Below are 25,973 nucleotides of genomic sequence, written 5' to 3' on the forward strand. Positions count from 1 at the left end.
GTGATGATAGTGTGGAACTTGCGGCAGACTGAGACCGCTAACCAACACTCCAGGGAGACCTTTCTTGAAACGGATCACCATCATTCTCACGGCCGTTCTGGCCTGTGCGTCGGGCGGCGTGTGGGCGCATAGTGGTGGGACTGACAGCCAAGGCTGCCATATGGACCACAAGACCGGCATTCGTCACTGCCACTGAAGTCAAGCAGTATTGCGGCGTCCGCCGACATCGCGGACGCCAGCGGCTTAAGGTCTTGAGTAGTTTGCTCGGCCTCAAAAAAGCGAAGCGGGGCTTCCCTTCTTGCGCCGGTCTCCGTCCTTGCCTGACCGCGCCACCCTTGCGGTTACTTCCACCTTCGTAGCACACGTTGAAACACCAGACTGTTCGGCAGCTGCAGCACCACCTCTTGTCCTTCGACTGTTGTTTCCAGTAAGGTGGTATAGACGAGATTTACGTCGAGCACACGGCCCTTAATTCCCGGCTTTTCCCCGTTCTCAAGAAGCTCCACAACATCCCCAATGCGGAACGCACCGGTGACGTATATCAGGAGCGCGCAGAACAGGTTCGAGAGTACACTCCACGCGGCGAAAAACGCGACCGCCCCGACAGTGGCAAATCCCGTGAATGCGGTCCACAGGACGGTTCCAGACACGCCCATTCGCTCCAGAGCCCAGAGCGTGGCAGCTACGTACACGATGGTCGCGACCACACGCAAAGACAGCGCCGCAACTTTTCCTGGCAGAGAATATGTATTGGTCAGCTTTCTAAGCAACCGCCGCGCGATGCGCACTGCTAACCATGCGCCAGCCGCAATCAGCACGACCTCGATAGCGGGAACAAGAATGTCGAACCAATCTGCCAGCCACTGCGGCAAGCTTTCGTGTATAGCTTGAAGAAGTTTGTTCATCGAAATAGAGATACAGCCACAGCACCGTACTGTGGCACAGATACCAATAATCGGATTTTTACCGTTCCGGTCTTTGCTTGAAGGTCAAGCGCGACAACTTACATGCCGGCGTCGTGCCTACACTCACCGGTTTTTGATCGAGGTGCAGGCTCGATCGGCTCAACCAACAGATCACCGAAAAAGTAGGCGGCAAATTGATGGCGATTGCTGAGGTTCGCCTTGGCGAATACGCCCGCGGCAATTGTCCGCACCGTCACATCATGCCACGCTAGCGAGTGAGCGCACTCTTCAAGGGTCAACCCTTTTATGAGAAGCATCGCCACTTCCGTTTCCGATGGCGTATATTTCCAGCGCTCGAACTGCAGCAGCATCGACTGCAACAACTGCCGCGTCGCCTGAATTGCCACCTCGTTTCGTTCCGCCATCACCTGCCCTCGTACCTTGGCTGCGCCAGGTAGCGCCTCAGAAACAGGTCGGTTTGGGCTGACACGACGACACCGTTTTCGAATCACGAACCAAAGGATCGCGAGGCCGCCCACTACCTACGCGACTGCGTCGGCGACGACATGAGCGTCCGGTGTTCGCGTTGCAAGGTGGTAGAAATCCCACGCCTGATAGGTCGAGATTGCCATCAGAAGTGCCGTCAGTCTCGACCGCATAGCAGCGAAGTCCTTGCGACTTTTTGGGGTTGACAACGAACACCCCGGATCTAAGCGCAGCGCGAAAGACAAGCACCTTCGAAAGAGGCTGCGCCTAAGAACATCTGATGGAAAGCGACTTCCTAGGCTTGAGCACTAAGGGTGATGAGGCCCGCTGACAACTGCGGGGCGTCAAGTTTACTATGCAGAACATTGCGGCGACATTGCCGAATGGTTACGCACCAACGCATCGAACCCGACGCCCGTTCTCCGAAGCACTTGGGTTACCATGAGCTAACGCTGACGCTTCGTCAGGCAACTTCTTCTGCCGCAAAGCACTCGACGGCGGACTGCGCCGTCATCATCTCGTAATCCCCCCGACAGGTGAGCGCCCTAGAATCCCGCTGTTCGCTCTCTGCTGGCCAAGTCGCCATCCTTCGGACTCCCGCGTGAATCGCATCCTCGGCTCGTGGGGCGTCAAGCGGCGCCGCGTGAACTGCTCCATGATCCAACATCACGACGGCGACGAACCACATCCGGCATCTATGTCGTTGCGCCCTGAGAGCATTTGACCAAGCGCGGTAGCAGTGGCCACCGCACACCTGGACGGGCAGTCTCTTGAAGCGACAGATTTTCATGGCTTTGACCATCGCACTCACGGTGGTCCTCTGGATGTCCACGCTATCCGTGCGTCCCCTCTATGAACCCGACGAGGGTCGTTACGCCGAGGTTCCGCGCGAGATGTTCGTCTCCGGCGATTGGGTCACGCCGCGGTTGAACGGCATCAAGTTCTTCGACAAGCCGCCCCTGCAGTATTGGGCGACCGCCAGCGCCTATACGCTCTTCGGGCCGTCCGAGTGGACAGCAAGGATCTGGAGTGCGCTTGTGGGACTGCTGGGCGCACTCGCCGCATGGTGGGCGGCGCGATCGCTCTATGACACGCGCATAGGCCTCGCCTCAGCGCTGGTGCTCATCGGCGCTCCCCTCTGGATTCTCGGCTCGAATCTGACAACAACAGACATTGGTGTCGGCGCACTGCTCGGCAGTGCCGCTCTCGTTTTCGCCGTGGCCTACCAGAATCGGGAACCTCGCTTATACCCCCTGATCTGGTTGTTGGTCGGTCTGGCATTTCTTGCCAAAGGCCTGATTGCCCTGGTACTGCCAGGAATCACGCTGCTGCTATACGGGGCGGTCACTCGACAATTTTCCGCATTTTTTAGCGCGAGATTCTGGCGCTGGAGCCTGCTTGCGGTGGCCATCACCATGCCTTGGTTTGTCGTGGTGTCCCAGCGCAACCCCGAATTTCTGAATTACTTCTTCATCCACGAACACTTCGCGAGATTCTCGTCCTCGGTTCACGAGCGGGACAAGCCATTCTGGTTCTTCCTGGCCGTTGGTGCGGCAGGCGTCCTGCCGTTCATGGGCTTGATTCCCCGTGCTATCGCACTCCGCTCTCGCAGCGCACAGGCAACGCCTGGCTTCGACGCACGACTGTTTCTGTCGCTGTGGGTAGTCGTTGTCATTGCCTTCTTTTCGATTTCGCGCTCGAAGCTGCCGCTCTATATCCTGCCCGCCTTACCACCGGTGGCCGTCTTGCTCGCGTACAGATCCATGACTGCAGCCCGCCCCACACTGGCGGCAAGCTTTCTTGCCATGCCTGTGCTCGGCGTTGCCATCGCCGTGCTGCTATGGCATCCGACAATGTCGAATGCGGTACTGAAGCTCAATATCAGCAATCCGGCCTCATTGCATACCTGGGGCGCCATCACGATGGGCATTCTGGTCATCGGTGGCTTCCTGGCCTTTGGGATCGCCCTGCGCGGCCACAGGCTCTGCGCGGTTGCCGTCGCTTCGCTGGCGACGCTGGCCAGCCTTCAGGCTGGCTTGATGGCGTCTCGGGCGTTTGGGTCCCTCTCCATCAAACCACTTGGCTTGGAAGCCAAGGCGGCGTCCCGCGACAACACACAACTGTTCAACGTGGGCCAGATTGACCGAGGTCTGGCGTTTTACGCCGAACGAGAACCGATCATTGTCGGGGCCAGATCCGAGCTGGATCTCGGCTTCTCGGTCGAGCCCGACAAGTGGATTGCTAATGAAGAAGCTTTTGCGCAGCGATGGCTGACCCCTGGTCACAAGCTCGCGGTCATGCGGCACGAGACGTTTCATCGACTGAGACCGCTGCTCGGCGGCAACACAACTGTGATCGGACGACATGGCGTCAACGTTCTGGTGCAAAAACCATGAACATCCCATCACGATTTGTACGGTTTCTGGGCGCGGGGGCGACGGCAACCGCTACACACTACGCAACACTGATCACGCTGGTCGGTTTCGGGGTTGCAGCGCTACCGGCGTCTGCCGCCGGCAGTGTTGCAGGCCTTCTGACGCACTACTGCATCAGCAGCCGATGGGTGTTCACACCAGTCCGACCACAACGCGCCACTTTCGGACGGTTCATTCTCGTTTCCGCGCTGGCGTTCTTTCTTAACTCACTTCTGATGTGGGCTGGACTAGCATTGGGGCTTCACTACCTGGTTGCTCAAATCCTCTCGACAATTTTCGTCATGTTGGTCAACTACGTACTCCATGCAAATTGGACGTTCATGAATGGAGCGATGCGATGAATGCCGCCAGCCTGCTGCCAGAGAAGATCTCGGTCGTCGTACCGCTCTTCAATGAAGAAGCTGTCCTGCCACAGTTTCACTTTCGGCTTCTCCGCGTGATGGATGGATTGGCATCGGACTACGAGATTATCTACGTGGACGATGGCAGCCGCGATCGATCACTGGCGGTTGCACACAATCTCAAGGCGGCCGAAGCGCGCGTCGGCATTGTCGAGCTGAGTCGCAACTTCGGCAAGGAAGCCGCGCTAACGGCGGGCCTCGACGTGGCAAGCGGCGACGCCGTTGTGATCATCGACGCCGATCTGCAGGATCCGCCCGAACTGATTCCGTCGTTGATCGAGAAATGGCGCGAGGGGTTCGACGTGGTGTACGCCACGCGCACTTCCCGGGATGGCGAATCGTTCCTCAAGAAGTTCACCGCGCACTGGTTTTACCGCCTGATGGGCAAGCTCAGCGATACGGAGATTCCGGCCGACACCGGCGACTTCCGCGTCATGAGCCGTCGTGCCGTTGCCGCACTCGGACAACTCCGGGAGCAGCACCGCTTCATGAAGGGGCTGTATGCCTGGATAGGATTCCGGCAGACGGCCGTCTTGTATCGGCGTGACGCGCGGGCATCCGGGACGACCAAGTTCAACTACCGCAAGCTGTTGCGTTTTGCCGTGGATGGCATCACTGCCTTTTCCACCGTGCCGCTCAAGTTTGCAACCTCGATCGGCCTGCTTGTTGCCGTTCCCGCCTTTGGCATGGCCGCCTTCATCGTTGGCAAGACGCTGCTCTACGGCGACCCCGTACACGGCTACCCATCCATGATGACCGCCCTGCTTCTGCTGGGCGGCCTGCAACTGGTTTTCCTAGGCGTGCTCGGGGAATATGTTGGGCGTCTGTTCAATGAAGTCAAGCGGCGGCCGGTGTATCTGGTGGCAAGCTATACGGCGCCGATCGGCCCCGGCACCCCCACCGCTGAGCCGGGGCAGGTGGCCGCAGCGACACGGGGTGGCACCCCGCCTGCAGCAATCTTTCACGCACCCGGATGCCCGGAAGGCAAAGCTCCTGGCCTCCCCGAGGCTCCTCAGCGGGATGCCATCCTCACGGAAACCCTTGCGCCAAGCCGATAGACAGCCCGCCTTCCATGCGCTCTCACGACATGGCCAGCAACTATCGGGATCATGACGTTTTCGAAAGAAAGAGCCTCGTATTCAACTTATTCCGTTCTTCGCATCCACCGACCATTGACCCTGTAGTCACTACAGACTATTTACTACAGGCATTGGCTGACGCGTAGCAGCGCAAGTCGTCGCAGCACCCGACACCACGGGGCCGCAGCGACGATCCATCCACTTAGGAGGAATGATGGGTTTCTTGGAAAGGCTCATGGGCCGTCACAGCGGCGGTCATCACGGCGGCGGAAGTGAGCACGGTCGTCGAGGAGGTCATCATGATGGTGGCGGCAGCTACGGCTATGGGAATCCTTTGCCACCACAAAGCCCCGCCGGCGTCCACTGCCCCAACTGCGGCACGGTGAGCGCCCAGGGCGCGCGCTTCTGCCAGCAATGCGGCAGTTCACTGGCTCCGGCGCCGTGCAGTCGATGCGGCACCTTACTCCCACGCGACGCAAAGTTCTGTGGAAGTTGCGGCAATGCCGCCAAATGAGTCGGCGGCCATAGCTGCCGCCGCATCTGGCATCGCCATCATTGCGGCCGGGGCCCGTCATGGGGATTTGTCGCGATAGGCTAGCAGTCGAAGCGCATTGAACACGACGATCAGCGTCGACCCCTCATGCATGGCCACGGCGGGCCCGATACCGAGGCCGAGGATCGTGGCTGGCAGAAGGAACGCCACGACGCCGAGGCTGATATACACGTTCTGAAGGATGATGGCCCGCGTATGTCGGCTTAAACCGACCACAAAAGGCAGGTGTTGGAGGTCGTCGGCCATCAGCGCAACATCCGCCGTTTCCAGTGCCACATCTGAACCTGCCGCACCCATTGCGATGCCCACCGTGGCGTTGGCCATTGCCGGCGCGTCGTTGACGCCGTCGCCGACCATGGCCACTTTGGCTTCCGCGCGCAACGTCTGGATGGCTTTGACCTTGTCCTCAGGCATCAGATCGCCCCAGGCTTCATCGATACCTACGTCCTTGGCGACGGCTTCGGCTGCGCGCTGGTGATCGCCGGAGATCATGATCATGCGTGTGATACCCAGCCTGCGCAGTGCCTCGAGGGCAGCGCGCGCCGAGGCGCGCGGCGTGTCCATCAGCCCAATGGCGCCGAGGTCCCGATCTCCCTGCCTGACGATCATTGTCGTGCGGCCAGTGCTGCGCAGCGTCTGCACTGCGCTCGCCATCGATTCGCTAAGCGGTGCAATCCCGTCGGCGCCGAACATGTCAGGCTTGCCAATCCAGACGGTCTTACCGCACAACGTCGCCGTGACCCCGCGTCCGGTCAAGCTTTGGAGATGAGACGCTTCCGGGATGGAACTGCCTTCCAGGCGCTTGCGGCCATCGCGGGCAATGGCCGCAGCCAACGGGTGGTCGCTGAGCGACTCCACGGCGACCGCTACGCTCAACAATTCCGCTTCAGCTACTCCTTCGGCGACCATCACATCGGTAATACGGGGGCGCCCCTCCGTCAGCGTCCCCGTCTTATCGAATGCAATGGCTTTCAGTGAACCCAGGTTTTCGAGCGGCGCCCCGCCCTTGATCAGTACACCCCCTCTAGCGGCGCGCGCTACCCCCGACAGCACCGCGCTCGGTGTCGCGATGGCGAGCGCGCATGGGCTGGCGGCAACCAGCACCGCCATGGCGCGGTAGAAGGTCGCACTGAACGGCTCATTGATCACTAGCCCTGCAAACAGCAGCAATACCGCCAGCACAAGCACTGCAGGAACAAAGATCCGTTCGAACTTCTCAGTGAACCGCTGGCTCGGTGACTTTTGCGCTTCGGCCTCGTTGACCATCTTGACGACTTTCGCCAGGGCGCTGTCCGTGGAAAGGCGCGTCACTTCCACTTCAATGGCGCCGGCGCCATTGATGGTTCCGGCGAACACGCGGGACACGGCCCCTACGGCATCGGGCTTCCTCCTGGCTGCGGCGGCGTCATCCACGGGCTGCTTGTCGACCGGGATGCTTTCGCCAGTAACCGGCGCTTGATTGACTGCGGAAGCCCCCTTTACCAGAAAACCATCGGCGGGGAGGCGTTCGTTCGGCCGAACCACCACCACATCCCCCACCTGCAATTCCTCGACGGGGACCTCTCGTACCTCGCCTTCACGCCGCACACTTGCTGTAGCCGGTGCGAGCGCCGCCAACGCTTCGATCGCCCGCTTGGCGCGCCCCATGGCGTAGTGTTCGAGCCCGTGGCCGAGACTGAACAAAAAGAGAAGTAGCGCGCCTTCCGCCCAAGCGCCTAACGCCGCCGCCCCTGCGGCGGCTACCAGCATCAGTGTGTCGATTTCGAACTTCTTTAGCCGGAGGTTCTCTATCGCTTCCCGAACGGTATAGAAACCACCAAAAAAATACGCGCCGACAAAGAAGGCAACCGGAATCCATGCTGGCAGGCTGCCGAACAGCTTACCAACGGCAAATCCGAGACCAAGCAAGGCCCCACAGATCAGGGAGAAGATTAGCTCAGTATTCGGGCCAAACACGCTGCCGTGTGCGTGGGCCTCATGCCCCTCGCCTTCCCCATGTGCATGATCCTTGACGCCTTCGCGGTGTTCATGGTCTGCATGACCGCTCTTCCGGGCACCGATCTCAACCGGCGCGAGCCCGCGTTTTGACAGGGCCTGCTCGATCCCTGCCGCGGAGATCCGATCGTTGTCGAATTCGACGCGCGCTATGCCGGAGGCGCTGACTTCGGCCTCGATGACGCCGGGCAAGGCCCGCAGTTGGCTAGCTACGGTTCGCGCTCGTCGTTCGTGCCAGACGCCCTTCAATTGCCAAAGCACATGACCAAACCGCGACGAAATCACCGCACCCGTGCTTGTCACCAGCTCCCGGATGCGGGCAAGGGAAATCGCTGCGGGATCGTAGTGGACACATATCTGTGAATCGCTATCAACATTTGCAGTTTTTATATGCGCCGCCTCGACGCCCTCTTTCCCTCTCAGTTCGGACAGCAACCGTTCTACACAGGGATCAGAGGAATCGGGAAGGCCAGGAAGCAAGACAGGAATGTCCAGGCGCAGCTTTTCGGTCATTGTCGCGGGCTCCAGTCAGTCTGAATCGGCATTCACGCCGTTGCACACTATTAGCAACTAGTGTGCCCCGCATTGCAACAACAAAGCTCAACGAGTCAGCGCCCCAATGCCCCGCCGTAATGCGTTGGTAATGTGCCCGCAATCTGAGCGTACTATCTTGCGGATGACAGGATCCTCATGTCATCCGTCCAGGAACCATACAGATGATTAGCGCCGTCGCATGCTCTGCCTTGCTGGCCTACGCTTTGCCGGCTCCTGCGACCGGTGATCGACTCAGCGAGAAGCCGACCCAGTGGCACACCCTCGCCATTGGACATTCAGACACGGGATACGCCTCCCGCGACCAACGGGTTGCCTGGGCGGCCAACCCGCGACATCGCACAGCCAAACATCCGTCGAAGCAGGAATCCGCAGCGAGCACACCGGAGCCGTCTTCCAGAGACGCGTCCAGCGCTGTCGCCGCACCCAAGCCGCCCTGCCAGTAGTCGCGGTTTCCCCGCTAGGGCCGCATGTCCTGGTAGAGCTTGAGCATGTCCTTGTACTCGTCGGCAGTCTTTTGAATGGAGAACCGCATCCGCAGCGCGTTCTCTGCAAACGCCACACGCTCGACGTCCATCTCCACGGTGTTGCCGTCCATACTCGACTGCAGGGGGACGCGATACATCAGATCCTCTTCCAGCGCGGGCTTGCTTGCCTCGATGTGTCGCGGCGAAGTCATGGTCATGCCCGCAAAATTCTGGCCACTGCCCATCACCCTATCCAACTCGGCGCTGAAGTCGATATCGCGCGCCTTGTAGTTCGGCGTATCCGCATTTGCAATATTTGCAGACAGCAGCTCGAACCTCCGTGTGCGAAGTCGCAGCGCTTGCTCATGAACGCTGTCTTCGCTACGCGCCCATTTTGCGACGTATGGCGTGTCCATCCTTACTCTCCAACTAGATCGGAACCCGCAGCGTATTGCAAAGGCAGTCGATCTTGCTTCGAGAGAAGCGACCTCTTTTCGTGAGTTTCCCATTACCGGCCCGCAATGTTCGCGCGCACACAGGTTGACGCGTCCGCGCGAAAGCCATGTCAATCCACATAACCCCGGTACGTTCCACCTTGTCGTCATCACGCGACGAAGTGACCCCACGTAATTACTTCGCAATCTGACCGTCATCTGCAGATTTCTATACTCGCCCCCACCAAATTAATTTCGGGTCTTAATGAGGAGAATCCATGAAGATTAGTCGCATTGCCGTCGCATCCCTCGGTCTGTTCGCTACAACCGCATTCAGCGTGACGTATTTACCGACGGCTCGCGTATTGGGCCGCGTGATGTGTTCACCGATGGCGCACGCGGAATTTGACGCAAGCCGTCCCTGAAACTCAGACCGACCTCTGTGGGGGAGCCAGGCACCCGTCAGTTGCTTGGCTCTTGGTGCTCTTTCGCTTTATCCCGATGGCGAAAGCTTCCGAAGCTTGCCCTCCCCGGAGGGCAAGCTTTTTTTCCCTCCATCGGCGTCAATCCGGTGCCGTTCATGATGCGGTGGCGCGTGCTACAACTTCCCATCGCCTCGTGTATTGCTAAGCGGCAGAACCGACGCCAATGACGATGAAAAAGGCCCCGCATTGTGCGGGGCCTGTAGTTCACCGGTTCAGCAACGTTCAGCCACCTGTGAAGAGGTCGCTTCTATCAATATAGACGCGCACGCCAGCGCTACCCGGCAGATCCGGCATCAACAAGCCAAGGTCCACACTCGTATCCCTGACCATCTGGGCGAAGGTCCATGCGACGATCTTCTCGCCGGCCCGAAACGCCACCGTCTCGCCAGAGTCCACGTTGACATACCGCATCCCTGGCTTCACGTCGATAATGCGACTGGCCTGAGATTGGCCGGCTGGATCGCCATACAAGGTCGCGTGACGCTTCGCCATCGCCTGCGCCGTCGCCGTCGACGCAGGCACGCCCGGTTTCAACCCGGTCATTTCCAAAGCATACGAAGCCGACATCCCACCCAACAGCAACGCCGCAAACAGCAAGGCGTGTTTCTTCGTTTTCATAGTCATCTCCTTTCTAGAGACTTCGTTGATCTATGAAAACGAGTGTATAAATTGTACGCATGCTGCAGCCTTGCCCGGCGATTACAAATAGGCAATCGGGCTCATTGCACCACTCTACCCAACGACTGGTCGGTCCTGACTCGGCCTACCCACCGAAACCCGCGCTGAGGCTTCAGCACCGTTGAGCGGGAAGCGCAATGTAAAGCGTGTCTTCCCATCCAAGCCGCTCACGGCTGACGCGTCGCCGCCATGGAGCTCCATGATCGACAGGACGATGGCCAGGCCCAGCCCCGTGGACTGTGACGAGTTGGATCTCGCCCTATCCCCACGGAAGAACCGATCAAAGATGAGGGAAAGTTCCCGCTCCGGGATTGGGTCTCCAACGTTCGTGATGTCGATGCAACAATGTGCCGCTTCGCGGCGCACCACCAGATCTATCATCGAATTCGGCCACGCATGACGGACCGCATTTGACAGAACATTGTTGATCGCACGCTGGAACAGAATGGCATCAGCGACCAGGGTGGCATCCCCGCTTACCCTGATTACGACGCTTCGCTCCTCTGCAAGCACCGAAAAGTAGGCGGACAACTTGCGAAGTTCTGCATTCAACTGGAGTTCCGTCAACTCGAGCGCCACATTGGCACTGTCAGCTCGCGCGAGGAACAACATCGCATCGATCATCCTCGCAAGTCGCTGGTATTCGACCAGGCTTTCCTCCACCAAGGCGACATACTCGGGCCCGGTGCGGTCTCGTGACAAGGCGACCTCGGCATGTCCAATGAGGTTGTTAAGCGGCGTGCGCAAATCATGGGCAAGATCGGCGGAGAACCGCGACAGCTTCTGATAACCATCCTCGAGGCGTTGCAGCATCGCATTGAACGCAGAGGCGATATCACGCACTTCGGTGGGCTTGGGTGGCATGTCCACCCGGTAGCTCAGCCGTTCCACACTGATCCGGTTGATCTGCTTGATAAGTACGTGCGCCGGCTCCAGCTCACGGCGCGTAATGGCCGCCCCCACCAGGGCCGTCAATATCACACCGACGGTGGTACCAAGCACGAGCGTCGTCCGGAATCGCGCAGTCACCTGCTTCCTGTCCTCGCCAGACTTCGCCACGAACACCGTCGCCCGCGTACCGTCTCGCCCCAACACCGCATCGGCGGACTGGAACATGAGCGATGACTTTCCCGTGACCGCCGCTTGGTCAGTGCCTTCCAGCAATGCATCGTTGCCCGTGCGAAACAAAAGCCGGCCATCCAGCGCCGTGACGCGAACGATGAGGTCCGAGTAACCTCGCACCAGATCATCGAAGCGATGCTGCGCCGCCGGGACGCCCTGCACCCCGTCCACCTCGCGCAAGAAATGCTCGACCTGTTCGAGTTTTCCCTTTACAACCTCATCGTCTCTGGCCTCGAGTTGCGCGGCGAGCGAGTAGTAAGCAAAGGCGCCCATGCTGGCCAGCGCGATAGACAGTACCAATGCAAAGAAGAGCCCAAGCCGCCTCGTCAGTGACAGCGGGGTTATCGAAGTCCCGGGCCTCATTCCGTCACCGGCCGCGCTCTGGGTCGAGGACATAGCCCATTCCCCGTACGGTATGGATCAGCTTTTGATCGAAGGGATCATCCACCTTGGATCTCAGGCGCCGGATCGCGACGTCAACGACATTGGTATCCGTGTCGAAGTTGACGTCCCAGACCTGGGACGCGATCGTGGTTCGCGACAGCACCTCCCCTCTCCGGCGCATGAGCAGGTGCAACAGCGAGAACTCCTGATTCGTCAATTCAATGCGGGTAGTTCCCCGGAATACCCGCCTTCCAAGCACGTCGATGTCCAGATCGGCAATGCGCAATCGCTCGGACTCCTTCGAGGTGCTTTGGCGCAAGCAACGCCGGATACGGGCAAGGAGCTCGGCAAAGGCGAAGGGCTTGACCAGGTAATCGTCTGCCCCCAACTCGAAGCCTCTGACACGATCCGCCACATCATCCAGCGCCGTCAGAAACAGTACGGGTGTCTCGGACTTGGATCGAATGGACTTGATGACCGTCCACCCGTCCATACCTGGCAGCATGACGTCCAGGATGATGACGTCGTAGTCGGTCTCTTCCGCCATGTGGAGCCCATCGCCACCATTGTTCGCGATGTCGACCACGAAACCCGACTCCGACAATCCCTTCTGCAAATACTCCGCAGTACGCGGTTCGTCTTCTACAACAAGTACCCGCACCTTAGTTTCCTCCTGCAGCAAGCGACTTCGATCCGACCAGTGCTGGCGATGCATTGAAATGCTGAGCTGCATCCGCTTGTTCGCATGGTGCCAGTTCGAACTGAATGGTCACGTGCGTGATATCGAATTTGTCAGCCAGCATCTGCTTCAATTCCGGTAGCACTTCCATTTCCGGGTTGACGGCCGTGTCATTCACGACATGAACCGTCAAGCTCGCCTTGCCGCTGGTAAGTGCCCAGATGTGGAGGTCATGGAAGCTTTTTACCCCGGGCGTCGCCAGAATTTGCTTCTCAACCTCTGCCAGATCCACGTCATCGGGTACGCCTTCGAGCAGCACATTCAGGCTCGACTTCAGCAGGATCCACGTGCGAGGCAGTACCCAGAGGCCGATCAGCACCGCAATGGCGGAGTCGACCCACGCCCAGCCCGTGAAGCGGATGATGATCGCACCGGCGATGACGCCAACCGACCCGAGCAGATCGCTCCAGACTTCCAGATAAGCACCCTTCACGTTCAGGCTGCTGCTTTGCCCGGAGGACAGCATGCGCATGCTGATGAGATTGATGATCAGGCCCAGCACAGCCACGACGAACATGCCGGTTGACTCAATCTGAGGTGGCGATTTCAGCCGCAGGTAGGCTTCGTACAGGATGTAGATAGCCACACCGAACAGCAGCAATGCGTTAAAGGCCGCGGCAAGAATCTCAAAACGGTAGTAGCCAAATGTCCGCTTCTTGTCCGCGGGTCGCTTGGCGATCGCAATAGCAGCCAGTGCGATGGCCAGTGCGACGGTGTCCGTGAGCATGTGCGCGGCGTCGGAGATCAACGCCAGGCTCTTCGTCATGACACCACCGACCACTTCGGCAATCAGGAACGTACCGGTCAGCGCAAGGGCGATCTTGAGCGATCGCTCGTTGCCACCGGGATGGTCGTGTGAGTGACCTGCGCCCATAGAAACTCCTATAAAAATTGGGCGGTACGATGACCGCCCAAGGATTTACGTCATGCAGGCTGGCGGCCTTGATCCGGTTGATGCGTCTGAGTGACTGGCTCGCGAGTATCTTCCGCGTCCTCATCCTTGCGGTGAGCAAGTCGATAGAGCACCGGCAACACCAGTAGGGTCAGCGCCGTGGACGACAAGATGCCACCGATTACCACCGTTGCGAGGGGACGTTGCACCTCAGCGCCCGTACCGGTGGCGATGGCCATCGGCACGAAACCCAGGGATGCCACCAGGGCCGTCATCAGCACCGGACGCAGTCGCGTCAGGGCGCCAACTCGGACCGCGCTGTCGAGGGAATGCCCTTCTTCGCGCAGCGATCGGATAAACGACAGCATCACCAGACCATTGAGCACCGCCACCCCGCACAGCGCGATGAAGCCCACCGCTGCAGTAATGGACATCGGAATGCCGCGTATCCACAGGGCAAGAATCCCGCCAGTCAGCGCAAAGGGAATGCCCGTGAAGACTAGCAAGCCATCCTTGATGTTGTTGAACATCGCAAACAACAGTACGAAGACCAGCAACAGCGCCACCGGCACTACCACCTGCAGGCGGGTGGTGGCGGACTGCAGTTGCTCAAAGGTGCCACCCCATGTCATCCAGTAGCCAGCCGGGATCTTGACCTGGCTTTGGATAGCCGCTTCCGCCTCGGGCACGAATGAACCAATATCACGTCCACGAACGTTGGCACTGATCACGATGCGGCGCTTGCCGTTCTCGCGCGAGATCTGGTTCGGGCCGGGCGCCATTTCCAGCGTCGCCACCTCGCTCAATGGGATAAACGTCGTTCTCGCGTCCACTCCTTTTGGCAACGGAATCGGCAATCGGCGCAGAGCCTCGACCTCGCCGCGCACAGCTTCGGGCAGGCGGACCACGATATCGAAACGACGATCGCCCTGGAAGAAGGTTCCGGAATCACGGCCTCCGACGCCCGTTGCCACCGCGTCTTGCACGTCGCTCATGTTAAGCCCGTATCGCGCCGCCTTCTCCCGATCGATCTTGACCGTCAGCATCGGCAAGCCGGTGGTCTGTTCTACCTTCACCTCCTGCGCGCCGGGGATGCCCTGCAGCACGGCCGATACCTTCTTCGCCGTCTCGCTGAGCACGTTGTTGTCATCGCCGAAGATCTTGACTGCGACGTCCGAGCGGACCCCGGAGATCAGCTCGTTGAACCGCAGCTGGATCGGTTGGGAGAACTCGTAGTTGTTCCCGGGGATCTTGCCGGCTTCCTCCTGGATGGCGGACAGCAGTTCGGCATGTGTTTTCTTCGGCTCTGGCCAATCCTTCTCAGGCTTGAGCATGATGTAGCCATCCGAAATATTCGGCGGCATCGGATCGGATGCAATCTCCGCCGTACCTGTCCGCGCAAACACGCGCTCGATTTCGGGGAATTTTGCCTTGAGGGTCGTCTCGATCGTCTTCTGCATCTCCACGGACTGCGACAGGCTCGTGCCAGGAATGCGCAGCGCCTGGATGGCAATGTCGCCTTCGTTCAGATTGGGGATGAACTCGCTGCCCAGGCGGGCCGCAATGGCCACGCACAGAACAATTGACACCGCGGCAAACGTCAATACAACGGCCGTGTTCGCGAGCGACTTTTCCAGCAGCGGCTCGTAGCGACGCTTCGCCCAGAGCATGAGACGATTTTCTTTCTCGGCCACCCGTTCGCCGATGAACAAGGCGACCGCAGCCGGAACGAACGTCACGGACAGAATCATCGCGCCCAGCAGCGCCAGGACGACCGTGAACGCCATCGGGTGGAACATCTTGCCTTCCACCCCCGTCAGCGCAAAGATCGGCAGGTAGACGATCATAATGATGAGCTGACCGAAGATCAGTGGGCGACGCGCCTCCTTCGCTGCGGCAAACACCTCATGGAACCGCTCGGAGCGCGTCAATGGCCGGCCATGGTGTTCCTGCGCATGCGCCAGTCGCCTCACACAGTTTTCGACAATCACCACCGCGCCATCGATGATGATGCCGAAGTCGAGCGCGCCCAAGCTCATCAGGTTCGCACTGATCTTGTAGTTCACCATCCCCGTGAAGGTGAACAACATCGCCAGCGGAATGATCGTCGCGGTAATCAGCGCCGCGCGGATGTTACCCAGGAAAAGGAACAGAATTACGATGACGAGCACCGCGCCTTCAAGAAGGTTCTTCTTGACGGTCGCAATGGCCTTGTCGACCAGACGTGTCCGGTCGTATACCGTTACGATCTTCACACCTTCCGGCATCGTACGGTTAATGGAAGCGACCTTTTCATCGACCGCTTTTGACACAGCCCGGCTGTTTTCGCCGATGAGCATGAATACCGTGCCCAGCACAACTTCCTTGCCATTCTCGGTTGCCGCACCGGTACGCAGTTCCTTGCCAATCTCCACATCCCCGATGTCGCGAATGCGGATCGGCTGCCCCTGCGCTGTACCGACAATAATGTTGCGGATGTCGTCTTCGGACGCAACCTGACCCGGCGCACGAACCAGATACTGCTCGCCCCTACGCTCGATGTAGCCCGCACCCACGTTGTCGTTGTTCTTGTTCAGCGCATTGACGACGTCGGTCAGCGTCAGCCCGTACGACGCTAGCCGTTCAAGACTCGGCGCGACCAGGTACTGCTTGTTGAAACCACCGATAGTATTGATCTCGGTGACACCGGGCACGTTACGCAGTTGCGGCCGTACCACCCAATCCTGGATTTCGCGCAAATCTGTCGGCGTATAGGCAGTCCCGTCAGCTTTGCGAGCACCCTCTTCGGCTTCAACGGTCCATAGATAGATCTCCCCGAGGCCGGTCGAAATAGGCCCCATCGCCGGCACAACGCCTTCAGGCAGATTGTCCTTGGCTTCCTGGATGCGCTGGTTGACGAGTTGGCGCGCGAAATAGACGTCCGTGCCATCCTTGAAGATGACCGTCACCTGCGACAAGCCATAGCGGGACAGGGAACGCGTCTGTTCGAGTCCCGGCAGGCCGGCCATCACGACCTCGATCGGATACGTAACACGCTGTTCGGTTTCGAGCGGTGAATAGCCTGGTGCCGAGGTATTGACCTGAACCTGAACGTTGGTAATGTCAGGGACCGCGTCGATCGGTAGTCGGTTGTAGCTGAAAATCCCTAACCCGGCCATTCCAAACACGGCGAGCAGGACCAGCCATCGCTGCTGGATGGCGAAACTAATGATACGTTCAAACATTGCTGTTTCCCCCGTATCAATGGCCGTGTTCGGCGCTGGATTTGCCAAGTTCGGCCTTCAGAACAAAACTGTTGGCGGCGGCGTAACGTGCGCCCGGCTTCAGGCCCTCGACAATCTCGATGACCTTGCCGTTTGTCCGGCCGACCTTCACCGGCTGCGGCACGAATCCACCTTGAACCGCGACAAAGACTACGCTCTCGCCATTGACGTCCTGGACGGCCTCGGTCTTCACCGCAACGGGCACCTCGACATCAGCACCGAATACGTCGACCGTGACGAAGAGACCCGGTCGCCAAGCCATCTGTGGATTGGTCAATGTTACGCGGGCCTTCGCCGTCCGCGTCTGCTCGCCCAGCAGCGAACCCACGTATGAAACGGTGCCATCTGCCTTCACATCGGACGATGCCGAATTGATCGACGCCTTTTCGCCGATGCGCACCCGCTCGACATCCTTGGCAGACACCACGAACTCGGCCCAGACGGACGACAGATCCGACAGCGTGAACACGTTGGCGTTGTCCGCCACCGCTTCCCCAAGCGAGATATGCTTTTCAACGATCATGCCGTCGAACGGTGCGCGCAGCTCGTAGCGATTGAGTGCCGTCGAGCTGTTGCTGGCGCCAATGGCGGTCAGCTTCTGCTGCGCGTTCTGGACACTGATCTGCGCTTCCTGCAGCGCGTTGCGGGCGCTCAGATAATCTTGCTCCGCAGAGATCTTCTGTTCCCAGAGCTTCTTCTCGCGGTCATAAGTGACACGCGCCAGATCCAGACGTTTCTGTGCTGCGAGCAGTTCGCTGCGCTGGTCAGAAAGTCCGGTGCTCGCGATGACCGCGAGAACCTGTCCCTTCTTAACCTGTTGCCCAATATTGGCCGGAACGCTCTCTACGACGCCAGCCAGTCGCGGCACCACGTGGGCTGTCTTGTCTTCGTTGAAACGGATTTCGCCGGGGAACTGGACGCCAGCCTGGACCTTTGCCGAGCCCGCGGTTTGAACCACTACCCCTGTCTTGGCCAGCTGGTCCGCTGTCAACTCAATCTTGCCTTCCTCTTTCGAGAGCCGCACGGCGAGTGGCGAAGACGAACCGGGCAAGGTCACATTTGCGGTCACGTCAAAGACATGGGGCTCGGCAACTGGCTGTTGGCTTTCCAGCGCGTCGCCAGACACCACGAACTTGAGCGCTTGAGACTCGCCCGTAGCCCGCACGAGCTGGCCTGTCGCTGCCACGCCATTTGCCACCGCCTTCCCAGACTTGCTAACCCAGAGCCGAATACGGGCCTCGCCCTTGGATTCGGCCGTGCCAATTTCGACGTCATAGCCATCACGCGAAAAGAGCGCGCCACCATTGGGGCCCTTCTTGACCTCGTGATGCTCGCCGTCGCCGTGTGACTTGTCATCCTTGTGGTCGGCTTCCGCCGCCTGCTTGCCATGGTGCTCGGTGTCGCCATGCCCCTTGGATTCCGAGTGCCCACCCTGCTCTTCCGGCGCAGAGCGCCCGCTCAGCAGAACGCCACCAGTCGCGACGCCGCCCACCAGTACGATGGCCGCAATGGCAGCCTTTTGTTTGTTCGAAATAGCCATGTTTTATGAATCCCGTCTTAACGTCCCAGAATGCGATCGATCGTGGTCGCCGCCTGATAGGTTTGTCCAAGCACGCCGAGATAGCGGATGCGTGCCTGGAACAGCGTGCGCTGGGCATCCAGGACGTCCAGATAATTGAACTTGCCGGCCTCGAAGCCAATGGTCGCCGCGTTGAAGGCTTGCTCGGCGCCTGGCAAGACGGTCTGCTTCAGCGTTTGTGCCGAGGCGCGCGATACCGACAGCTGGTTCGATGCCATCAGGAGATTTCGGGTCAGGCTGATGCGATTGGCCAGATATTCATCCTGGGCCTTGTCCGCCTGGCGAATGGCCGAATACAAGTTGCCCTGATTCCGGTCAAAAATCGGCAACGGGATCGCCACACCGATCACCGCCATGTTGCGGTTGGCTTCTGTATCTCGCTTGGCACCCAGACTGACTGTCAGATCCGGATACTGGCGGCTGCGCTCAACGCCCACCAATGCCTGGCGGCGGTCAAGTTCAGCGCGGCTTGCGGCCACCAGCGGTGAGTTTTCCAGCTCCTTCAGAAGGAGTTCAGGCGCCGGCCTGGATGGCAGCGCGTCCAGATTGCCCTGTGCTTCGGTAAACTGCGGCGATGCATTGCCCCACAACGCCGTCAACGCCTGACGGGCGGACTGCAGGCTCGCCGTTGCTTCGGCCAATTCAAGTTCGGCGTTGGCCTGTTCGACACGTGCCTTAGTTTCGTCAACCGGGGAGATCTTGCCGGCCGCGACGCGGCGTGAAGCGGCTTGCGCGCCCCTCGCAGCGATATCCGCGGAGCCAGTTGCCAGCTTGACGCGTTCCTGTGCGATCAAGACGGAAAAAAAGCTCTCGATTACCTGCGCCCGAATGTCACCGCGAACGCCAGCCAGCGTTGCCTGCGCCAGTTCGCGCGTCCTTTCCGCGGCATTGATACGAGCCGAGCGCTTGCCGCCCAGTTCGATGGGGATATTCATCTGGGCGGTGGATGTACGGGTGGATTTCCGCGTGTCCTCGACCAGCGTCTGGAGTTCCGGGTTCGGAATAACCCGGGCCTGCATGATCCCACCTTCTGTGGAATCGAGTTCCTTGGCGGCGGCGGACAGGTTGAAATTGCTTCCTGCCGCCAGCGACAACGCGGCCTCGAGGGTCAACGGTCCCGCCGCTTCCCTTGGGAAGACGGGCACCATGGACGTGCCGGTGTCAGATTGCGCTACGGCAAAGTTTGGGCTGAGAAATGCTACCGCCAGCCCGAGCGGCAGAAATAGTCTTCGCATCGAATTGCACCAAGGTATGTGACCAGGAGAATTCGGCGAGAGACGAAAGGAGAAAAAGAGTCGTCGTCTCGCCGATCAAGCGAGACGCTGCCACTGAGGACGGTCGGGAGCCCTGGCATTCAGAGACGAGAACTCGGACGCATGTTGAGTATCGGTCACTTCTACCCGATTCGCTATCAACACGTCCTGCGTCTGTCCATAGGCGAACGGGAGGGAGACCAGATGGCATACCCCGCAGTCTGTATCCACGAATGGCTTTTTCTCGGCATCCGTTTTACCTTCCGGCTGCTGATGACGATGCTCGTGGTGCCCAAGGTGCCAAGTGGCCGTGGCTTTCTCGTGCTGACAATAGCGTGCCGCTGCCGCCCAGGAAAACTGGAACGGCAAAATGAGCAGCACGAAGATCAGAACGAAACGTCGCATTCCTTGGGAGACTGTGCGGGGGGCTTGGGGTTGAAGTACTAACGGCTGGGCCGTCGCCGAAGTTTACATGAATCCTCGATCACCAGCATTAAGAGCAGATTACGATTATCGCTTTCGCCTGCTCGTTTTGGGGTGCCGCTTTCGCCCCTCATCAGTCTTACGCTTGGGGGCGGGCCCATGCTTCCACCGCAAATAGACAGCGAACCCCACATACAGGACGATCAGGCCGACCAGCATCACGAGCATGCTCTCGACAACAGAATCGGAGACGTGAGCGTAGTGCATGGCTGTACGTGTATGCGGAGTTGCCCGCATCAGGCAAGCGTCACGACCGCCCGGAGGACGCCGGCGTCATGGAACAAATCAAACGACTCCACGACCACCGACAGGCCGAGAAACCAGACCGAGTCCGCAATATTGCGTTGAAAGGAAGACACATGGACCGTCCATGTCGACTCCCCCCTATACAGCGACAGACGGGGAAAGAACGCTGGTGTACGGCGTGCGTATTCGGCGAATTCCGGGAAGGCGGAAGCCAGAAAGCGGTCTTCCGTCCGGATGACAGCCGGGTACATCAGCGCAAATGCGAGCGCCAGGACTGCGGTAACCGCCAGCGACTCGGTCATCGCCCCTAGTCCGATAATGCCTAGCAAGTTGCAGACATAGAGCGGATGGCGACACAGTGAATATGGACCCGAGGTCACCAAGGTATTGTTCTTGCGCCCGGAAATGTACAACGCGCACCAGAGCCGCCCGACCGTGGCCAGGCTCACCCCCAACATCCCCAGCGTCAGCAGCAGCGGCGACACCCAGGTACCGTCCCAGCGAGAATGGCCAAAGACCAGACTTGCCAGGACAAACGTTACGACAACACGCCAAACGCCGATGCGGTGGCGTGTCAGGAAATTGTCCAGCGCCCTCGAGAGACCAGCGGGTTGGGACGGGGAGATTGAAGAATCGGTCATGCGGTTCGGGGGCTGGAGGAGAATGTCGCGCACTTCGAGTGGACACACTGGCGCGAAAACGAGCACTAATGGCCGGCATTCTAAGGTTGCCCTTCCGTTGTCAGGCTTTATTGCCGAAATGTAATACGTTGTTAATCTTGCCCCCGGGCCAGCGAATCCGGTTGTGTCATAGCTCGGCAATCTGACAGTCATCTTCTGCGACATAGACTGTCTTGGCCATTTTCAGGACACACCCAGAGACGCTCCGCAATGAACGACATCATCCGCACATTGAGCTCGGAATTCTCCGATCTCGCTAATGCTGCCGAGGCAGTACGTGCCGTCGTTCGAATGACCGTCTCTATCGTTTTGGGGGGCTTGCTGGGGTACGAGCGGGAGAGCTCGGGAAAATCCGCAGGCGTGCGCACTCACATGCTCGTCGCGCTGGGGGCATGCGTTTTTGTCGTGGTTCCCCTCCAGGCGGGCGTGCAGCTTGCCGACATGAGCCGCGTGCTTCAGGGTCTCACGTCAGGCATCGGATTCCTTTGTGCAGGGGCGATCCTGAAGCCGGACAATGAGACACACGTCAGGGGGCTCACAACTGCCGCGAGCATCTGGATTGCTGCCGCGATCGGCGTGGCCGCCGGCATGGGCCATGCGGTGACGGCCATCGTCGCGACTGCCTTCGCACTCATCGTGCTCAGAATCCTTCAAATGTCGAAGAAGTAAGACTCCCAGTGCTCCCAAGCCACGTGCAGCGCGAATGCGCCAACTTCAGGTTCGGCCAGCATTTCCCAAACGTATGAGCGCGCTTAACAATACGCAAACTCCATCGCATGAGAATTTACCTGGATTACAACCTGTTTGCGTACCTTCACGAGGGCACGAACCCGGCTCTGCAAGCCAAAGTGAGCGCACTGTCCGATCGACATGAGTTTCCTTGCAGCCCGGCGCACATGGAAGAAATTGCCTCGGCGCTCGCAAGACCTTCGGATACTCCCCCGCTCGATCGGTTAGCGGCCGCTTTCTGCAAAATAGACGATGTTTCTCGAATTAGCCGGAACGTGCAATTGTCTCCGACGACGTTAGGCCCGATGGTTACGAAAGAAGAACAGCCTCTCGAGTGCTTTCTTCGGGTCATGCGGCACTATCGCAAAGAGCCGGTTGTCGAGAAGAACGACTGGTATACGCGGGACTCCGTAAAGAAGGGGTCACTTCAGAAAACGGAAAATATTGCACGCTAAGGCATGGAAGAGGACCACTGCTGTCCCCAGGGGCATTGGCCAGCCGATGGCAAGCAGGTAGAAACCAAAGTCGGGGGACTCCCGTTCTCAGAGATCGGCTAGCAGCAGGTAGGCGCGGTCGAGTTGCCGATGAGCTTCCTGCCGGCGATCCATCGCTTCTAGGGCGAGCAGGAGGTCCTCGGCCAGCTCGAAATCGCTTTCCTGGCATGCCCTTTCGAACACCGCAAAGACCTCTTCATACAACGTGCGCCCCGGAACGCCCATTTGACTAACCTCCGGCGGAAAATCCGATGCTCTCTGCCGACTTGGTCCTGCCACGCCGCAGGGGCTTCTGTCCCCCATGGTTAATATGGACGTTCCCACGGCAGGGAAGGTCAAGCATTTTTCCGGCCGCGGGCCGACCTATGGTTCGCAAGCCGCCGCGCGAGACGGTTAGTGCTCGCCCCCTACAGTTCGTCCAGCGACTAGTTACCCGCACCCGGGCGCAGCCGCACCACCAGCATCGCCGCCCACTGGATATGCGGCCAGGCCAGCGAATAGACGAATGTCTGGATCAGGGGTCCCCTTGATTTCGCCGCAATTTACCGGGGTAGCCACCCGTAGCAGCCATGCGGGTTCCAGGGTGATGCCCACCCTAAAACCCTAGTCAAATCAGTCACTTGCTGACTGGTCCTTTTCCCCTTGGTTTTGGAACGTTGACCGCCCCCGCCGCGCGGCCAAGCGCGCCCTGTGGCTGGAAGCCATTGTTTCCGCAAGATAACTAGATTTATCCGTCTTTGGTTTTCCCAAGCAACACATAAATGGCTTTTCTAACGTTAGGTATGTGCGTAAGATAGGCTGAAATGCGCCTCCGGAAACTGCCATGCCCCGCCTCGCCGCCACCCCCGACCAGATCCGCGCCACCGTGCTGGCCATGCTCACCGAGGCCGGCGACGCGGCGCCGCCCACGGCCGCACGCTTTCGCCGCGTGGTGTCGGTGCGCAAGCTGCGTGACCGCCTGGGCGGCGGTGACCCTGCAACGCTGTCGCGTACGCTCAACGCGATCGAGGCCGAGGTGGTGCGCTCGGGCCTGGCCGACCTCGCCCTGCCCGAGATTCCGGTCGAGATCGCCGAAGCGATGCGCGCGCTGTGGCAGGCCGCGGTCGCGGTGCAGCTCGACGACGTGGTGCGCCTGAAGCGCGAGGCGCAAGCCACAGCCGACACCGCCGAGGCCGCCCGCGCCGAGGCCGAACTGCGGGTCGAGCTGCTGCGGGCCGAACTGAGCGAGGTGCGCGGCCAGCTCGCCGCGCGCGACACCGCGCTGGCCGTAGCGTGCGCCGCCCAGGCGGCGGCGTGCGCGCGCGCCGATGAGCAAGCCGCACGCCGGGGCGAGCTCGAGGCGGCGCTGGCGACCGCCCAGGAGCGCGCCACGGCGGGCGAGCGCACCCACACCGAGGCGATCGCCACCACCCAGGCGCGCTACGAGGCGCTGTCGAAGCAGCTCCTGCAGGAAACCGCGCACCAGCGCGACGCGGTGCGGGCCGAGCGCGCGCAACTGGCCTCCCAACTCAAATTCGCCGAGCGGCGCATCGCCGCGCTGGAAGACGAGCGCGCACGACTCGACGCCGACCTGGCCAGCGAGCGGGCCGCGCGCCAGACCGCCGCGGGCGAGGCGAGCGCACTCAAGGCCGTCACCGCCAGCCAGCGCGCCCAGCTCGACGAGCTGCTGCGTGCGACCCTGGCCGCGGCGCCACCAGCGGCCAAGACGCGCGTGCCCAGATCGACGGGCAAGGCGGCCGCCAAGCGGACCGCCCAGTCATGAAGCCGGCCGACTGGATCGATACGGGCGCGGTGCCGCCGCGCCCACTGCCGGCCACCGTCGCGGCGGCCCTCGCCTACCTGGCGGAGGCACTCGGGCACCCGGTCTACGCGCACTGGACGCTGGCGCGCGTCAAGCGCCGCTATGGCTCGCTGGCCGACGCCAAGGCCGCGCAGCCGACCGTGCTCAAGCTGCTGCTGGCGCACGATGGGGCAGTCGAATACTGGGAGCGCGGGCGCCTGCGCACGGTGACGGCGGATCTGGCGCCCCGCCCGGAGACGGTCCTCGCGCGGCTGCTGCACACGCACCGGCGCCGCATCCGGTCCACCGCCGCCTTAGCGAGCGAAGCAACGGTGCCGACCGCCGCGGAAGCGAGGGGAGCTGTCGCGGCGAACCCGTGGCTGGCCGCTTACGGCCCTGCTGACCACGCGTGGCTCACGCGCGCCGGCCGCTTCGCCCAGCCGCACGCGGCGGCCAACACGCTCGGCGCCGCCGACGATGCACAGGCGCTGGCGCTCTTCCTGCGCGACCGAACCGGGCGCTCGCCCCACACGTTGCGCGCCTATGGCGCCGAACTGCGCCGCCTGATGCGCTGGTGCGGCGCGCACGAGCTTGGGCCGCTCTCGGACCTCACGCGCCAGCGGTTGCTCGGCTACCGGCACGCGCTGCAGCACGGGGAGACCGGCAGGGAGGACGCCGCGCCGCCCTTGTCAGAAGCGACCCGCACGCGCGCGCTGGCGGTGGTGGCAAGCCTCTACGGCTACTGGTACGACACCGGCTACTTGCATGCCAATCCGGCCGCGGGCCTGTCCGCCGGCAGCCGCACCCGGGCCGGCTTCGCGCCGACGCGGCTGATCCCGCCAGCGCTGCTGGCCGCGTGCGATGCCTGGCTTGAGGCGCCGGAGTTTGCCGCCGCCAACACGACCAACACGCTGGCGGCGCAGCGGCGGCGCGCGATTTGGGCGCTGTATCGTTACGCCGGCGTGCGCCTGGCGGAACTGGCCTGGTCGACAGAGATCGCACTGCCCCGCCTGGAGGCCGAGGCGCCCGGGCGGTGGACGCTCTATGTCTGCGGCAAGGGGCGCAAGGCACGGGCCATTCCGCTGCCGGTGCCGTGCGTGACGGTATTGCGCGCCTACCGACAAGCACGCGGCCTGCCGTCCGAGCCGCCGGCGCACGAGGCGCTGCCTGTAATCCACGGCAACAAGGGCGAAGCGCTACAGTCGGCAGGCCTGTACCGGGAGGTCAAGGCGATCTTTGCGGCCGTGGCCGATGGTCTGCAGGCGCGCGAGCCGGCGCAGGCGCTCTTACTGCGCGCGGCCTCCCCGCACTGGCTGCGCCATGCCTATGCGCGCACACTGGTGGTCGACCACCAGGTGCCGCTGCCGGCCGCCCAGGCGCTGCTCGGCCACGCCTCGGTGCAGACCACGGCGGCCTATGCCAGGACCGACCTGACGCAGTTGCGGGCCTTTGTCGATGCCACGTTTGCGGATGATGGGCCGTAGCGACAGCGCGCGTTGCCTTGTCGCATCGCCACGGCGCGGGTCGCCAGTCCCAGCAACAGCAAAGCTGGGGCGGTCAGCTCGATTGACACCGCCAGGCAGGCCGCAGACTCCGAGGGCACCAGCGGCACCCGGTAGTCCTCGCGGAACAGGTCGAGGGCGGCATTCCAATTGGCCAGCTTGGCGATCGCCGAGTTCCAGAAGGTTGGCTTTTTCTCAGCCCGCACAGCACGACAGTTGCGTGACATCCTTGGCAGCCCTACATGTCCATGCCGTCCATCGATCCTGCCGCGAATGGAAGGTAGTCGCAAAAAGTCCGCCACATTTGGGCCAAATCGCTGACTTTGAAATGGTCGACGAACAAAGCTTCGCGCCTGA

At 60.8% G+C, this 25,973-nt stretch carries 23 protein-coding genes and 1 pseudogene; 9 read left to right on the forward strand and 15 right to left on the reverse strand.

Annotated features, from left to right (window positions below; translation table 11 throughout):
- Positions 1 to 118 precede the first annotated feature (118 nt).
- A complete protein-coding gene (locus tag F7Q96_RS27220) occupies positions 119 to 196 on the forward strand; it encodes a YHYH domain-containing protein (protein WP_223819874.1) in 78 nt (25 codons plus the stop codon).
- A gap of 145 nt (positions 197 to 341) precedes the next feature.
- On the opposite strand, the gene F7Q96_RS18095 is transcribed toward F7Q96_RS27220, so the two are convergent.
- Positions 342 to 905: a mechanosensitive ion channel family protein gene (locus F7Q96_RS18095; RefSeq protein ID WP_012435773.1), complete on the reverse strand. Its 564-nt coding sequence runs from the start codon at positions 903 to 905 to the stop codon at positions 342 to 344.
- Between the two features lie 98 nt (positions 906 to 1,003).
- Positions 1,004 to 1,330 carry a helix-turn-helix transcriptional regulator gene (locus F7Q96_RS18100; RefSeq protein ID WP_049768032.1) on the reverse strand — a complete coding sequence of 109 codons (327 nt, stop codon included), beginning with the start codon at positions 1,328 to 1,330 and terminating at the stop codon, positions 1,004 to 1,006.
- Positions 1,331 to 2,179: 849 nt separating this feature from the next.
- Between F7Q96_RS18100 and F7Q96_RS18105 the strand changes: the two genes are divergently transcribed.
- The 4 genes from F7Q96_RS18105 to F7Q96_RS18120 all read left to right on the forward strand — a co-directional run bounded on the left by F7Q96_RS18105 (position 2,180) and on the right by F7Q96_RS18120 (position 5,820).
- The gene (locus F7Q96_RS18105) at positions 2,180 to 3,787 is read left to right on the forward strand and encodes a glycosyltransferase family 39 protein (protein WP_008650720.1); all 1,608 of its coding nucleotides are present in this window, start codon (positions 2,180 to 2,182) and stop codon (positions 3,785 to 3,787) included.
- Positions 3,784 to 4,167 (forward strand): GtrA family protein, encoded by a 384-nt coding sequence (locus F7Q96_RS18110; protein ID WP_008650722.1) that lies wholly within the window; start codon positions 3,784 to 3,786, stop codon positions 4,165 to 4,167. The genes F7Q96_RS18105 and F7Q96_RS18110 overlap by 4 nt, the downstream gene beginning before the upstream one ends.
- Complete coding sequence (locus F7Q96_RS18115) at positions 4,164 to 5,285, forward strand: glycosyltransferase family 2 protein (RefSeq protein WP_008650723.1); 1,122 nt, start codon at positions 4,164 to 4,166, stop codon at positions 5,283 to 5,285. Before F7Q96_RS18110 ends, F7Q96_RS18115 begins: the two co-directional genes overlap by 4 nt.
- Before the next feature lie 256 nt (positions 5,286 to 5,541).
- A complete protein-coding gene (locus F7Q96_RS18120) occupies positions 5,542 to 5,820 on the forward strand; it encodes a zinc ribbon domain-containing protein (protein ID WP_223277440.1) in 279 nt (92 codons plus the stop codon).
- 57 nt (positions 5,821 to 5,877) lie between these two features.
- Here the strand turns inward: F7Q96_RS18120 and F7Q96_RS18125 are convergent, their stop codons facing one another.
- The 11 genes from F7Q96_RS18125 to czcN all read right to left on the reverse strand — a co-directional run bounded on the left by F7Q96_RS18125 (position 5,878) and on the right by czcN (position 21,072).
- Positions 5,878 to 8,367, reverse strand: a complete 2,490-nt coding sequence (locus F7Q96_RS18125; protein WP_011514822.1) for a heavy metal translocating P-type ATPase — start codon at positions 8,365 to 8,367, stop codon at positions 5,878 to 5,880.
- Positions 8,368 to 8,866: 499 nt separating this feature from the next.
- Positions 8,867 to 9,289, reverse strand: coding sequence for a flagellar basal body rod protein FlgB (gene flgB / locus F7Q96_RS18130; RefSeq protein WP_008650726.1), 423 nt, complete (start codon positions 9,287 to 9,289; stop codon positions 8,867 to 8,869).
- Between the two features lie 725 nt (positions 9,290 to 10,014).
- A complete protein-coding gene (gene czcE / locus F7Q96_RS18135; protein WP_011514820.1) occupies positions 10,015 to 10,416 on the reverse strand; it encodes a copper-binding periplasmic protein CzcE in 402 nt (133 codons plus the stop codon).
- 108 nt (positions 10,417 to 10,524) lie between these two features.
- Positions 10,525 to 11,955, reverse strand: coding sequence for a sensor histidine kinase CzcS (czcS, locus tag F7Q96_RS18140; RefSeq protein WP_011229349.1), 1,431 nt, complete (start codon positions 11,953 to 11,955; stop codon positions 10,525 to 10,527).
- Between the two features lie 4 nt (positions 11,956 to 11,959).
- On the reverse strand, positions 11,960 to 12,637 hold the full coding sequence (gene czcR, locus F7Q96_RS18145; protein WP_008646724.1) for a heavy metal homeostasis two-component system response regulator CzcR: 678 nt from the start codon (positions 12,635 to 12,637) through the stop codon (positions 11,960 to 11,962).
- A gap of 1 nt (position 12,638) precedes the next feature.
- A complete protein-coding gene (locus F7Q96_RS18150; RefSeq protein ID WP_004635344.1) occupies positions 12,639 to 13,589 on the reverse strand; it encodes a cation diffusion facilitator family transporter in 951 nt (316 codons plus the stop codon).
- Between the two features lie 50 nt (positions 13,590 to 13,639).
- Positions 13,640 to 16,831 (reverse strand): heavy metal efflux RND transporter CzcA, encoded by a 3,192-nt coding sequence (gene czcA / locus F7Q96_RS18155; protein ID WP_004635342.1) that lies wholly within the window; start codon positions 16,829 to 16,831, stop codon positions 13,640 to 13,642.
- A 16-nt stretch (positions 16,832 to 16,847) separates the two neighbouring features.
- Positions 16,848 to 18,410, reverse strand: a complete 1,563-nt coding sequence (gene czcB / locus F7Q96_RS18160; protein ID WP_004635340.1) for a heavy metal efflux RND transporter CzcB — start codon at positions 18,408 to 18,410, stop codon at positions 16,848 to 16,850.
- 17 nt (positions 18,411 to 18,427) lie between these two features.
- Entirely contained in the window at positions 18,428 to 19,684 is a 1,257-nt protein-coding gene (gene czcC / locus F7Q96_RS18165) for a heavy metal efflux RND transporter CzcC (protein WP_004635338.1), read from the reverse strand.
- A gap of 75 nt (positions 19,685 to 19,759) precedes the next feature.
- Positions 19,760 to 20,107 carry a CDF family cobalt-zinc-cadmium transporter CzcI gene (gene czcI, locus F7Q96_RS18170; protein WP_144425793.1) on the reverse strand — a complete coding sequence of 116 codons (348 nt, stop codon included), beginning with the start codon at positions 20,105 to 20,107 and terminating at the stop codon, positions 19,760 to 19,762.
- A 314-nt stretch (positions 20,108 to 20,421) separates the two neighbouring features.
- Complete coding sequence (gene czcN, locus F7Q96_RS18180; RefSeq protein ID WP_020206397.1) at positions 20,422 to 21,072, reverse strand: heavy metal efflux RND transporter CzcN; 651 nt, start codon at positions 21,070 to 21,072, stop codon at positions 20,422 to 20,424.
- Between the two features lie 249 nt (positions 21,073 to 21,321).
- On the opposite strand from czcN, the gene F7Q96_RS18185 reads away from it, so the two are divergent.
- Together F7Q96_RS18185 and F7Q96_RS18190 are read left to right on the forward strand one after the other, a co-directional pair.
- The gene (locus tag F7Q96_RS18185; RefSeq protein WP_004635330.1) at positions 21,322 to 21,780 is read left to right on the forward strand and encodes an MgtC/SapB family protein; all 459 of its coding nucleotides are present in this window, start codon (positions 21,322 to 21,324) and stop codon (positions 21,778 to 21,780) included.
- A gap of 107 nt (positions 21,781 to 21,887) precedes the next feature.
- Positions 21,888 to 22,295: a hypothetical protein gene (locus tag F7Q96_RS18190; RefSeq protein ID WP_004635327.1), complete on the forward strand. Its 408-nt coding sequence runs from the start codon at positions 21,888 to 21,890 to the stop codon at positions 22,293 to 22,295.
- An 87-nt stretch (positions 22,296 to 22,382) separates the two neighbouring features.
- On the opposite strand, the gene F7Q96_RS26860 is transcribed toward F7Q96_RS18190, so the two are convergent.
- A complete protein-coding gene (locus tag F7Q96_RS26860) occupies positions 22,383 to 22,559 on the reverse strand; it encodes a hypothetical protein (protein WP_004635326.1) in 177 nt (58 codons plus the stop codon).
- Positions 22,560 to 23,157: 598 nt separating this feature from the next.
- Between F7Q96_RS26860 and F7Q96_RS18200 the strand changes: the two genes are divergently transcribed.
- Complete coding sequence (locus tag F7Q96_RS18200; RefSeq protein WP_004635320.1) at positions 23,158 to 24,096, forward strand: DNA-binding protein; 939 nt, start codon at positions 23,158 to 23,160, stop codon at positions 24,094 to 24,096.
- Entirely contained in the window at positions 24,093 to 25,598 is a 1,506-nt protein-coding gene (locus tag F7Q96_RS18205) for a tyrosine-type recombinase/integrase (RefSeq protein WP_004635319.1), read from the forward strand. Before F7Q96_RS18200 ends, F7Q96_RS18205 begins: the two co-directional genes overlap by 4 nt.
- A 23-nt stretch (positions 25,599 to 25,621) precedes the next feature.
- Here the strand turns inward: F7Q96_RS18205 and F7Q96_RS27225 are convergent.
- A pseudogene (locus F7Q96_RS27225) lies at positions 25,622 to 25,798 on the reverse strand (DoxX family membrane protein); the annotation flags it as partial.
- Positions 25,799 to 25,973 lie beyond the last annotated feature (175 nt).

Origin of the sequence: Cupriavidus gilardii, assembly GCF_008801915.1 — a bacterium.
Lineage (GTDB): Bacteria > Pseudomonadota > Gammaproteobacteria > Burkholderiales > Burkholderiaceae > Cupriavidus > Cupriavidus gilardii.